We start from the raw sequence: 12,657 nt of genomic DNA on the forward strand, positions 1-12,657 counted from the left end.
TTTATGGTGTTGTGCAATCCATCCGTTCATCCCACTGTTTATGCTGAAGGGACCATTCAAACGTCCTACATCCATATTCTACCACTCTTACTTTGAGGAAGCCAGCCACGTAAATCCAACTGGTAACAAAAAGCTACAAACTTCTCCAAAAAAATAGGACAAATTCATCTATCTTTTTCTCTCTGAAACTAGTAAATTGTAAAATATCAGAAATATTTGTAACGTAATAGAAATATAATCGACTATATAATTGAGTGGCTAAATTTTACGAAACAGAGGGGAAGAAAGATGGGGAATTTGCTTGCCAACAAGAAGGTACAGACATTATTGATTTGTCTCGCTTTTATTCCGCTTGTTTTTGGGATGAGTATGGCCGCCGGCGCCTATGCATCCAAGCCCAGGACAGCAAAGACTGACAGCACCGAGGTTACAGGAATAAAAAGAGAACTGGCAGCGGAGTTTCGGAATTATGGTGCAAGGCTCCATCCTCTTAAACCAGTTTCCCCGCCACAGGAACGAGAGAAAATCAAGAATGCCCAGGCATCCGCTGCTTCAAAAAACACGGGAATAACGTCCGAAAAGCAGGCTGAGCCAGTGAAAACCGCTCAGAACACACAAGCACCGGCTGGCCCGACAGCAAACCCAGCCCAGCAACCGGCCACAAAAGAGGCGCCCACTTCAAAACCGGGCCAGAATCCAGCCTCAAAAACCGGTCAGAACACGGGTTCAAACCAGGATCAAGCGCCAAAGACTGCTCAGAAAACGGTATCAAACCAGGCACAGGCATCAAAAGCTGCCCAAAACCAGGCTCAAAATCCTTCACAAAATCCGGCGTCCAATCAAGTGCCACCAGCAAAGCCAGCACAGCAACAAGAGCAAAACACTGATTCGTCCCACCAGCCCGGACACGAAGAAGCAAACAAAACAACGCCTGCTCCAGCCCAAAGCAAACCTTCAGCTAAMCCTCCCGCCCCTACCGGGAAACAACGAGAGCTTTACCTGACATTTGACGATGGCCCGCACCGCGTTTCAAACCAAATTTTAGACTTGCTCGACAAATACAATGCCAAGGCCACTTTCTTCATGCTCGACGGGAACATGAAACAATATCCCGGAGCAGTCAAACGGATGGCGGCTTCCGGCCATAGCCTGGGCATGCACGGAGTCAGCCATAACAAGCAAAAGTTTTACCATTCGGCGCAAACGGTCTTAGTGGAAATGAACCAGGGAAGGGATACGATCAAACGGATTACGGGGATCGACACCGTGTTGATTCGCACCCCGTTCGGCAGTTCTCCGTATATGACGCCAGATTATAAGAGGGCTGTAGCCGAACACGGATATAAAATGTGGGACTGGAATGTCGACAGCCGGGATTGGTATTACCGTGACCGCCGTTTCGTTGACAGCGCAATCGAACAAATCGAAAAGCAAAAGGGTAAACCGGGGCCGATTGTCGTGCTTTTGCATGAGCGTGATGAGACGCTTTCCTGCCTGCCCGCCTTGCTCGATTACCTGAAGAGCCAGAATTTCAAACTTATGCCGCTCACCTCAAGCATGGTGCCGGTTCAGTTTAAGTAGAGTTTAAGCTTTTTATAAAAATCAAATGAATATGATTAATAGATTGAAACGGGCGGAGAGAAAAACTCTGTCCGTTTTTTTGGTTTATTTTTCAAAAAACCGGCCGACAATACAGTGAAAGTGAAAAACCCCCCGAATTCCGGATTCCATCTATTGTGAAATTCGACTTTTTCTAACATTTTTAAATATAAATTGAGAATTATTCTAAAATATGGTATATTACGAGTTATACTATGCAGAAGTGAGGGTGGAGAATGAAAGTTAAAGCGTTATTGAAAAAGGGGGCAATCGTTGCTGCCCTAAGCGTGGGATTATCCGGTTTCGGCATGCTTCCGGGCGAGGCATCTGCTGCTGGGAACGGAACTCCCCATGCCCAGAAACTAGTGGACTCATTAAAGGCTCTTAATTTGGACAATGTCGATTATCTTTATGCTTATCTTCAATCAGTAAAATTGAGCCAGGCGGAATTGGACGGGATTAACGCAAACACAAAGCGTGCCAGCGAACTCCTGAATAATAAAAACCCTGAAAACCTGTCCGATGCCCAAAAGGTAGAGCTTGGACGCCTCTTCCTTGACAGCGTGAAGCTTGCCCACTTGCAGGCGGATTTTGTCGATGACAACGGGAACCCTGTCGATATTTTCAAGTACAAGCCTGGTACGACCGGACTTGTCATCGTACTGAAAGACATGGCTGGAAACATCCTTGCAACTGCCGACCCGACGCTGGCTGACCTGGACCCAAAGGTTCTTTTAGCAAAAATGAACGCCCTCAAAGCTGCAGTCCAGGCAAAGSAACAGCTTGAAAAAAGCGGGAAGTTCGTTCCAATGCCAGCTCAAAAGCTTCCTAACACAGCGACTGACAACTATGAATATCTCCTGCTTGGCGGACTGATCATGCTGCTTGGCGCAGCGGCTGCTGTACCTACGGCGCGTTATTTCCGTAAAACAGGCAACACCATCGAGGCATAAGCCACATGCGAAAGAAACGCAGAAACATATGGAGATGGGTTATTATTTCAATACCCATCTTCTTTTTGCTGCTTGGTGGAGGCATCGTTGCCTATTTCGGCTTTGACTTGACAAAACAGACGGTCCTTTTGGCGCACACGGCCCTGAGTGAGTATAAACCCGATTTGCCTGACAGGCAGTTTGACCAGCCATGGCCAACCCTGCCTGCACCCGGCGAAAAGATTGGTGATCTGAAGTTCCCTTCAGTGGGCCTTGATGTGCCGGTTGTCCAGGGAACCCATGACAGGGAGCTGAAAAAAGGCGCAGGCCATCTTGCCGGCAGCGCCCTCCCCGGACAAGGCGGGAATGTTGTCCTCAGCGGCCACAGGGATACTGTCTTCAGAAAACTAAAGGATTTGAAAAAGGGCGAGGAAGTTATTTTCACGACCCCCTATGGTGATTTCATATATGAAACAACCGACTTCAAAATCACCCATGCGGACGATATGACAGTTGCCGTCCCGACCGATTATGAGACCTTGACCCTGACGACTTGCTATCCGTTTTACTTTGTCGGAAACGCTCCGGACAGGTACATCATCTATACGAAGCTGGTCTCCCAGCCCGACATCGCCAAACATTAATAACGAACTCGAAGCCGGCATTGCCCGGTTTTTTGTTTAAAAAGCGGAAGAACCCGTATAGGCCATAGAACTGGACACATTTTTTATTTAAAAAAGCACTGCCCACATTATGAGGGCAGTGCTTTCGCTTTATTCCGCTTTTGCTGTCAGGCCGGCAGCTTTGCACAAATGGTAGTGCGACCGGGCAAGTAATTTTGATTTCAGTTCAGCGCATAACGCGTCGTCTACTAATCGGCGGTTGTACCTATGTAAGAACAAATGGAAAAAATACCTGGCTTTCAATAGACTTTTCAACACAATTACCCCCTAATGATCCGTATACCGCAGGGCCGTATTCGGGAACTGGCTGGCATGGCTATCATGATAATAGCTTTAGCCCCTTTAGCTTTGCGCCCCCACTTTTCAGTGGATTTGCCGTTTCGTACTTTTTTGTGCTATGCCCCTAATTTACCAAAAATCAGCAGCCAATTCAATGTTTAATGTCAGAAAAATGTCATCAATCGGTCAGCCAATCGCTTGACAATTTAAGCTGCTTATTTGGTATATATACAGGTAATATCCATTTTATGCACTGAAGTAAACATCTGGAGATAATTTTATCGTGGTATTTTTAAGAACAAAATGCGCAAGCGCCTTCGCGACAAGCACACACCGCTTGTCCCTGCGAGGATTATTCTAAGGAGCTTTCCTTAGTGGTCAGCCCCGACCAGCATAAGACGGGGCCCGCAGGATGGGCCTGCCCTCTGGAGGGAACCGGCTTATGACCTCGAGGGGCTAGGCGCTCCTCGGAAAAGAAGAACACTTTTCCTTCGTGCGATGATATGCTGCCGCAGCTTTCCTTGTGGAGCTGGATTACAATAACTTAATTCGAGTTATCCACAAGGTTCGGTTGTATAATTTCCCAGACAACAAAAAAGCCCGGACCAACAGCTTGTGCTGGTACAGGCTTTCTTCAATAAGCTATTCAAGTTCCCCAATTGGTCCTACAACCTTTGCCCTCTTAACCTATTAAATCCGTGAATTTCCGGAATGAGTTCTTGCCTTCCTCGGTTTGTTTGAAGACGCCGGCATCCTCAAGTACCCTTGCGAATTTCGCGCCGACATTTTTCCGGACAATCGACGAAACTGTATCTGGCGACAATTCGGCGGAGTGCCTTTCCTTCATTTCATCCGCCCAGGCAAGGTGGTAATCCTTCACGCCCGCCTCTTCGCCGAGCAAGTACTTTTCAATTTCCAGCAGCTCGGATTCAAGCCTTGCCGGCAGCACGGCCAGACCCATGACTTCAATGAGGCCGATGTTTTCTTTCTTTATATGCTGTACATCGCTGTGCGGATGGAAAATGCCAAGCGGATGTTCGGCGCTCGTCCGGTTGTTGCGGAGAACAAGGTCCATCTCAAATTGTTCGCCGCGCATCCTCGCAATCGGCGTGATCGTGTTATGCCTCGTCTCGCCGGTATACGCTTCGATTCCCGCTTCCGGGTCGCTATAGCCTTTCCACGATTCGAAAATTTTGTTTGCCGCGTCGGCAAGCTCGTTCGGGTCGGACCCGCGCAGCCGGATGACGGACAGCGGCCATTTAAGCGCCGCCGCTTCCACGTTTGGGAATCCCCCGAGAGGAAACGAGTAGATTTCTTCCGCCCTCGCCATCGCGAATTCGTATTTCCCGCCCTGGTAATGGTCATGGCTCAAGATCGACCCACCGACAATTGGCAGGTCGGCATTTGAACCAAGAAAATAGGCCGGAAACTTTCCAACGAATTCAAGCAGCCGCGTGAACGCCGAGCGGTCGATTTTCATATCGCGGTGCTCGCCGCTGAGGACGATACAATGCTCGTTGTAGTACACATACGGTGAATATTGGAGATACCAGGGCTCCCCGCCAAGCTCCAACTCAATGATTCTATGGTTTGAGCGCGCCGGGTAGCCGATCCTGCCTGCGTATCCTTCGTTTTCTATACAAAGGAGGCATTTCGGATATTCCGGAGCGGTTTTTTTCATTTCCCGCTCAAGGGCGATTTGCTTTGGGTCCTTCTCCGGTTTTGAAAGGTTGATTGTAATATCGAGCGTTCCATACCCCGATTCATACGTGTAGCTGATGTTTTTGGCAATCTGTTTTGTCTGGATATAGTTGCTGTTTTTGCTCAGCTCATAATAATAATCCGTCGCAAGTTCCGGATTCCTGCTGTACTTTTCATAAAATAAGGCATTGACATCCGAAGGCCTTTGCATGAGGACATTCATGATTTTCGCGGTAAAAATCTCCCGCTCGGAATCCAATCCGCCGATGATTCCCTTCTCAGCAGCATAATCGGCGAGCGCCTCGAGGAGATCGGGAATCGACGCGTTTCCCGATTCATCATTGCGTTCCTGGCCAGTGCCGCTCTTGATAAATTCGTCCAGCTCAAGGAGGGCCATGATCTGGTTGCGCGCGTAAATTTCATCCTGATGTTTGATCATTTCGCAGGCAAGCGCCTGGTCAAGCAACTTCTTTATCGCCTGATAAACCTCCATGCCAAGCCCTCCCCTTATCTTTTGTAGCCTTCAGGGTGATTGCGGTGCCATTGCCAGGCGTCCTCGAGAATCCGTTCAACGGATGTCCTTTCCGGATTCCAGCCAAGCACCCGTTTCGCTTTTTCGGACGATGCAATCAGCCTGCTCGGGTCGCCGCTTCTGCGGGAATCGATTTTTGCCAGAATGCCATGGCCGGTCACTTTCCGGGCAGCTTCGATCATTTCCTTGACTGAAAATCCCTGCCCGCTGCCGAGGTTGATGATCTCGCTTCCACCGCCATTTTGCAAATAGCGGAGGGCGAGGATATGGGCATCGATCAAGTCTTCAACGTGGATGTAGTCGCGGATGCATGTTCCATCCACCGTATCGTAATCATCCCCATAGATTGAGATATACTCGCGCTGGCCAAGCGGAACCTGAAGGATGAGCGGAATCAGATGCGTTTCCGGCTGATGGTCCTCGCCAATTTCGCCCGAGTGCCTGGCACCCGCCACGTTAAAATAGCGAAGCGACACATAGTTCATCCCGTAGGCAGTCTCGCACCATTTCATCATTTTCTCCATCGCCAGCTTTGTTTCGCCGTAAGCGTTTGTCGGATTCGCGGGCATGTCTTCCGTAATCGGCATGACCATTTGCTCGCCGTACGTTGCCGCGGTCGACGAAAAGACGATGTTTTTTATCCCGAACTCAACCATCGTCTCTAGCAGGACCTGGGTCCCGTACACATTGTTATTGAAATAGTCGAGCGGTTTTTCCATCGATTCACCGACAAGCGAGTTTGCAGCGAAATGCAGGACGCCTTCTATCTTTTCTTTTGCAAAGACCCCGCGCAAAAATTCCTTGTCGCGGATGTCGCCATTGTAAAACTTCGCTTTCGGATGGACGGCCTCTGCATGGCCAGTCTGAAGATTATCCACCACAATCGCGTCATATCCCTGGTCAATTAGCTGATAGACAGCATGGGAGCCAATATAGCCCGCGCCGCCAAGCACCAAAATGCCCATCATTTCACCTCCGCTGTAAGTTCCTTCGTACCGTCCCCGATATGGGCGACATAAAAGCTCGCATCGTAACCAATCTTTTCCCTGTAGGCATTGCCGACTGCTTCGATAAACGAATCCACAGCGCCAGCTTCGACAAGCGCAATCGCGCAGCCCCCGAATCCAGCGCCCGTCATCCTCGCACCGAGAGTGCCGTGTTGCTCCCAGGCAGCTTCAACGAGCGTATCAAGCTCGATCCCGGTAACCTCGTAGTCTTCCTTTAGGGATTGGTGCGACTCGTTCATCAATTTTCCGAAGCCCTCGAGGTTTCCTTTCTTCAGCTCGGCTAGCGCCATGATTGTCCGTTCGTTTTCATATACGGCGTGCCTGGCCCTTTTTTGTAAAATTTCATCCGGAATAAGATGCATATGCGCATCGAATTGCTGTCCGGTCAGCGTGCCCAGCCAACGTATATCAAGTCCTTTTTGCAAATAGGCAAGGGCGCTTTCGCACTGGCTCCGCCTTTCATTGTACTTTGAATCGGCAAGCTCGCGCCGTTTGTTTGTATTCATGATGATAATTTTGCAGCCGTTCAGGTGCAGCGGCGCATACTCATATTCAAGCGTCTCACAATCGAGGAGAATGCCGCAATCTTTTTTTCCCATCCCGACAGCGAATTGGTCCATAATTCCGCTGTTGACGCCAATGAATTCATTTTCAACTAGTTTGCCAAGCTTCACAAGCGAGATTCTTGGTATTTCCAGGCCAAACAGTTCATTGGCAATGACACCAATCAGCATTTCAAGGGAGGCTGAAGAAGATAGCCCGGCCCCGTTCGGGATGTTTCCTTCAATCAGGACATCCATTCCGGCCGGAATGCCCCAGCCCGCCTCGATTATATAGCGAATCATTCCTTTTGGAAAGTTCCCCCATGTTTGGTCCGGGTTGTAATCGAGCTCATCGAGGCTGAATTCGATCATCCCCGTTTCCGGGAAGTTTTTTGAATAAAGCCGGATCTGGCGGTCGGAACGCTGTTTGGCAACGCCATACGTCCCGTACGTAATGGCGCACGGAAAGACGCGGCCGCCGTTGTAATCGGTATGCTCGCCAATCAAATTGATTCTGCCCGGCGAGAAAAAACAACGGACTGCCTCCGTTTCACCGTAAGAAAAAATCTCGCGGAATTCCTTCGTTAATTGTTGTAGATTCATAGTCTTCTTCCCCTCACTAATAGGATTTCCGAAGGGCGTCTCAACGTTGGCGGCGCCCCCTTAGAAACTGCTGTTCCGAATCACCAGTTCCGTGCCGATGAAAATCTTCTTGGCGACCCTCCGCCCGTCAATCCGTTCAAGCAGCATTTCAAGGGCCGTTTCACCCATCAGCTCTGTATGGACCTTCAATGTCGACAAGGACGGGAACACGTATTTCGAGACGCTGATATCATTTATCCCAATGATGTTCACACGCTCCGGAACCGGAATATTCGCCTCATGGAGTGCACGCAGGCAGCCGATCGCGATTAAATCGTTCCCAGCGAAAAAAGCCGTCGGCAGCCTTTCCCCTAGCTCTATAATTGCCTGGCTCATAAGGCTGTMCCCGCTTGCGACCGAAAACGAGCCAATGTAAACCATTTCGTCCCGCAACCGCCCGTTTTCGGCCATATAGGAACGGAAACTGGCTTCCCTTTGATCGGCAATCTCTACGGAGCTTTCTTTGTAAGCCTCGCGGCCGCCAATATAACCGATTGAATCATGGCCCTTTTCAATCAGGTAATCAATGATTTTCTTCGACGCCATGTCAAAATCGATAATGACCGAGTCGTACACGTCATCATCAGGGTTGCAATCGGCAAAAACGATATTCCGGGTGACCCCGGCGATTTCGGCAACCTGCCCGGGGCTGAACTTGCCAATCGCGATGATTCCCTGCAGCTGGTCATATTTTATTTCCTTCAGTTCATCGTAAAAGTAATTCGCGAATTGAATGCCGAGCTGTTGGCATTTCTGTTCAATGCCGTGCCGGATCGACAAATAGTATAGGTCTTCCATCTCTTCCTTTTCCGTATACCAGTGGATGATGGCGATTTTTTTCGCGGCTGTTTTTTTCGCGGGCTTTTTTTTATAAGACAGTTCTTCCGCCGCTTCCATGATTCGCTTTCTCGTCTCATCCGTGACCGATAGCGTCGGGTCGTAATTCAAAACCCGCGAAACTGTTGCGATTGATACTCCCGCCATTTCGGCAATATCCTTAATCGTTGCCAGGGGGCATCCCTCCTTTCCCCGTCCTCATCAATCCGGGGACGGAAGTGTTCGTACCTCCGCTTACTTTCATTTTATATTTTTTAGTAAAATAATCAATTTTCTTTTACTAATAATTTTACTTTATGGTGGTCGGATGCCACATCGAGTTGATTTCCTTTATTGTTGCAAGGTCGCACTTCGGTTTCCTGTCATACGTCAGCAGCCCGTTGATTTCCTGTTCAACGTCCGTCAGCTGTGTGTAGCAAAAGCCATGGAGTGCTTTCGAGGCAAAGACAGCCTCCATTACACGGCGGTAATCCTCGACGAATTCGAACTCATCCTTCACCGCGGTGTAGCCCCAGCCGCTCTCCTCACCCGCTTTGAAGCCAATGCCGCCGAACTCAGTCAAAAGAATCGGTTCTCCCTGGTACTCGAAACCGTCGGCATAAATCCCCCTTAACGCTGGCTTGGAATTCAGCAAGTTTTCCTTTGTGGACAGCGACTCCTTGAATTCTTCGTACTTCGCTGTCTCTTCGCTGCCCCCGTGGTTGTAGTTGTGTATCGCGCAAATATCCGTTTTGGTAAGCTCCCAGCCGTCGTTCGAAATGACGAGGCGGGTCGGATCGATGGAATGAATCAGGTGGTACATCGCAAGCGAATGGTGCTGCTGCTGTTTATTATTTTTTATAAAAGGAACTCCCCAGCTTTCATTGACCGGCACCCAGGCGACAATGGACGGATGGTTGTAATCCCTCTCAATGATTTCAATCCATTCCTTCGTCAGCCTCGCCGCCGCATCCTCGCTGTACGACGGGAACGCGGCACATTCACCCCATACGAGGAAGCCGAGCTGATCAGCCCAGTACAGGAAACGCGGGTCTTCTACCTTTTGATGCTTCCGGCAGCCGTTAAAGCCCATTTCCTTCGCGAGTTCAATGTCCTTTTTCAAGTCTTCATCGCCCGGTGCAGTCAGCAGCCCGTCCGGCCAATAGCCCTGATCAAGAACGAGCTTCTGGTAATATGGCTTGTTGTTCAAATAAACCATGCCGTTTTCAACATGGATTTTCCTCATCCCGAAATACGAATCTACTTCGTCAAAAATCGTTGTGCCATTGGAATCCTTTAGAGTAAGTTTTACATCGAAAAGATTCGGGCTTTCAGGCGACCAATTCCAGCCGATGTGGTGGAAGGACGTGCGGAAAATCTTCCGGTTATAGAGGTTGATGGCCCGCTTCGTGTACGATTCGGTCATGTCAACCGTATCCCTGGTAACCTTTTCACCCTTGAAGGTTATTTCAATTTCTACGCACTTTTCTGTAAAATCGCCATCCACCTCAAATTCGACGATCACATCGCCGCGATCGATATCCGGGGTTAGCCGGAGCTTGGACAAGCTGGCCTTTCCGACCGGCTCAAGCCAGACAGTTTGCCATATGCCCGTTGTTCTTGTATACCAGATTGCATCCGATTTCTCGACCCAGAATTGCTTTCCACGCGGAATCGTTTCATCCGTCGAGGGATCTTCTACCCTGACAACAATCGTTTCCGTAACCCAGGTCAATAGATCGGTAACATCCAGCGAAAACGAGGTATGCCCGCCCTCGTGGAAACCGGCAAACTGGCCGTTCACATAAATCCACGCCCGGTAGTCAACCGCGCCGAAATGGAGCTGAACCCGTTTTCCCATCCACGCTTCGGGCACGCTGCATTCTCGCCGGTACCAGACGTGGTCATGAAATGTTGGGTCATGGATGCCGCTAAGCTTTGTCTGGTATGCGTACGGAACGTTGATTTTCCGGTCAAAGGCATCCACACTGGCGAACCACTTTTCTCTCACACCTACATTCTCATCGTCAAAGGCGAAATCCCATTCACCATTCAAATTCAACCATTCTTTCCGGACAAACTGCGGTCTAGGGTATTCAGGTCTGTAAGTCATTGTTTTATCTCTCCTTGCAAAATCTGTGATTGTATCGGCTAACCAGAATTGGCCCGATTATATAGGTCGAAATAAAAATTAATGTGAACGAGGTGGTTGATTTCCGCTCCGGGCATTTCGCTTTCCGCGGGGCTGCAGTGGAGCCTCCTCGTCGCGTTGCTCCTGCGGGGTCTCCCCTTGCCGCTCAATCCCGCAGGACACTGAATGGCATTATCGAATTTGCCCACGCACGAAGGAAACGCGGTAGCGTTTTCGAGGAGTCTACATGCCTGAGCTCCAATCAACCAGCTACCCAAACTAATGGGGTAATTATTAAGTTCAACCTATATAGTTCTTATGTTTTTTCCAAAAATAATCTAGATCATTTCGATGTCATCTTTACCAGGGAGTGCCGGGAACGGGTTATGCGGTTCCGCCTGGTACCAACAGGCAACGGATGCAATGTCATCCTTAAGGGGAAGTTACCTGCCTTCACCCTTGGGGTTTTCCCGGAAATGAACCGGCCCAATTAATGTGTTTGCTCAGCTGAAGCCCGCCCTGCTGCCTTGATCGGCTTGTTCTTCGCGAGGGCAATGACTGCGGCGGCCAGGGATAGCGCTAGGCTGATCAGGTCGGATAAAAAGTAGAACGCAACTGCGAGCGCAATCCAGAATGCCGGCAGCTTGTACTGGAGCGTTCCATCGTTCATGAGCTTTTTTGTGAAAAGGATGTTCAGGCTGCCAATGACAATAAACAACAGTCCGTAAGTCACTGCATATCCATATAAACTGTCAAACAGGGACTCGGCGCCCTTCCGTTCGACAGCTTCGAGGCCAGGCAACTGTGCTCCCTGTTTTTTGATATACATTGAATAGAAGAACATCGTGATAAATCCGGCCACGATTTGCCACGCGCTTGCGGCATAGATGAGTTTCCGCTCAAAGGAACGGCTCATTGGCATTCACTCCTTACCTCAAACTTCAGGGACGGCACAATTATCCTTTTACGCCTGTCGACAGTGACATTGACTGCATGAAATAACGCTGTGCGAATAAATAGAGCAGGAAGGTTGGCACGAGTGCAATCAGGGCGCCAGCCGTGCCGATTCCCGGGTATGTCAAATATTGTCCCTGGAGCAGCTGCAGCCCCGGTGTGATTGGAAGTTTTTCCACATCATTCAGGACAATGGACGGCCAGAGAAAATCATTCCATGCGCCAGTAAAGCTGAACAGTGCGACAACTGTCAGGACAGGCCGGATCAGCGGCAAAATGATATGCCAGAAAATCTGGAATTCATTCGCGCCGTCAATACGCGCCGATTCGTCGAATGTTTTCGGGATGCCAAGGACAAACTGGCGGACGAGGAACACGTTGAACACCCCAGCCGCGCCCGGAACGATGACGGCGAGAAGGTTGTTAACCCATCCTAGCTGTTCCATAATGCCGTACAAAGGAATCAAGTTCACGATGCCAGGAAACATCATCGATGCAAGCAAGACGCCGAACAGGAAATCGCGTCCCTTAAAATGCAGGCGCGTGTAGCCATAGGCCGCGAGCGATACGACCACAAGCACGAGCACTGTATGCGAAATCGCAATGATGAGCGAATTCGTAAACCATTTCACGATTGGCGTCGAATCATTATTGAACAGCAGCTCAACATAGTTGCTCATCGACCAGTGGATTGGCAGGAAACTGACTCCCGCGGCCGTGATTTCCGCCTCCGATTTAAAGGATGTAAAGACGCCCCAGAGGATCGGGAAGGCCCAAACAATGGCCATTATTAATAAGAAAATAAACGCTGCTAGTTTCGTTGCCCTGTACTGTTTCAT

The 12,657-nt window shown here is 49.5% G+C and carries 11 protein-coding genes and 1 riboswitch; of the genes, 3 read left to right on the plus strand and 8 right to left on the minus strand.

The annotated features are described in order from the left end of the window. Positions 1 to 288 precede the first annotated feature (288 nt). The 3 genes from ADU24_RS16395 to ADU24_RS16405 all read left to right on the plus strand — a co-directional run bounded on the left by ADU24_RS16395 (position 289) and on the right by ADU24_RS16405 (position 3,175). Positions 289 to 1,581, plus strand: a complete 1,293-nt coding sequence (locus ADU24_RS16395; protein WP_053367625.1) for a polysaccharide deacetylase family protein — start codon at positions 289 to 291, stop codon at positions 1,579 to 1,581. A 254-nt stretch (positions 1,582 to 1,835) separates the two neighbouring features. Beyond that, positions 1,836 to 2,552 carry a hypothetical protein gene (locus ADU24_RS16400; RefSeq protein ID WP_053367626.1) on the plus strand — a complete coding sequence of 239 codons (717 nt, stop codon included), beginning with the start codon at positions 1,836 to 1,838 and terminating at the stop codon, positions 2,550 to 2,552. Between the two features lie 5 nt (positions 2,553 to 2,557). After that, a complete protein-coding gene (locus ADU24_RS16405) occupies positions 2,558 to 3,175 on the plus strand; it encodes a class D sortase (RefSeq protein ID WP_053367627.1) in 618 nt (205 codons plus the stop codon). 129 nt (positions 3,176 to 3,304) lie between these two features. Here ADU24_RS16405 and ADU24_RS23100 read toward each other — a convergent pair whose 3' ends face one another. The 8 genes from ADU24_RS23100 to ADU24_RS16440 all read right to left on the minus strand — a co-directional run bounded on the left by ADU24_RS23100 (position 3,305) and on the right by ADU24_RS16440 (position 12,657). Continuing rightward, positions 3,305 to 3,469, minus strand: coding sequence for a hypothetical protein (locus ADU24_RS23100; protein ID WP_156324606.1), 165 nt, complete (start codon positions 3,467 to 3,469; stop codon positions 3,305 to 3,307). 40 nt (positions 3,470 to 3,509) lie between these two features. Continuing rightward, a riboswitch (cyclic di-GMP riboswitch) is annotated at positions 3,510 to 3,601 on the minus strand. 574 nt (positions 3,602 to 4,175) lie between these two features. After that, complete coding sequence (gene galT, locus ADU24_RS16410) at positions 4,176 to 5,687, minus strand: UDP-glucose--hexose-1-phosphate uridylyltransferase (RefSeq protein WP_053367628.1); 1,512 nt, start codon at positions 5,685 to 5,687, stop codon at positions 4,176 to 4,178. A 14-nt stretch (positions 5,688 to 5,701) separates the two neighbouring features. Beyond that, positions 5,702 to 6,691 carry a UDP-glucose 4-epimerase GalE gene (gene galE / locus ADU24_RS16415; RefSeq protein ID WP_053367629.1) on the minus strand — a complete coding sequence of 330 codons (990 nt, stop codon included), beginning with the start codon at positions 6,689 to 6,691 and terminating at the stop codon, positions 5,702 to 5,704. After that, entirely contained in the window at positions 6,691 to 7,878 is a 1,188-nt protein-coding gene (locus ADU24_RS16420) for a galactokinase (protein ID WP_053367630.1), read from the minus strand. The genes galE and ADU24_RS16420 overlap by 1 nt, the downstream gene beginning before the upstream one ends. Positions 7,879 to 7,938: 60 nt before the next feature. Then, the gene (locus ADU24_RS16425) at positions 7,939 to 8,928 is read right to left on the minus strand and encodes a LacI family DNA-binding transcriptional regulator (RefSeq protein ID WP_053367631.1); all 990 of its coding nucleotides are present in this window, start codon (positions 8,926 to 8,928) and stop codon (positions 7,939 to 7,941) included. A gap of 115 nt (positions 8,929 to 9,043) precedes the next feature. After that, on the minus strand, positions 9,044 to 10,846 hold the full coding sequence (locus tag ADU24_RS16430) for a glycoside hydrolase family 2 protein (protein ID WP_053367632.1): 1,803 nt from the start codon (positions 10,844 to 10,846) through the stop codon (positions 9,044 to 9,046). Positions 10,847 to 11,354: 508 nt separating this feature from the next. Then, positions 11,355 to 11,780 (minus strand): hypothetical protein, encoded by a 426-nt coding sequence (locus ADU24_RS16435; protein ID WP_053367633.1) that lies wholly within the window; start codon positions 11,778 to 11,780, stop codon positions 11,355 to 11,357. A gap of 40 nt (positions 11,781 to 11,820) precedes the next feature. Beyond that, a complete protein-coding gene (locus ADU24_RS16440) occupies positions 11,821 to 12,657 on the minus strand; it encodes a carbohydrate ABC transporter permease (protein ID WP_053367634.1) in 837 nt (278 codons plus the stop codon).

This window comes from Bacillus sp. FJAT-27245 (assembly GCF_001273955.1).
Lineage (GTDB): Bacteria > Bacillota > Bacilli > Bacillales > Cytobacillaceae > Bacillus_D.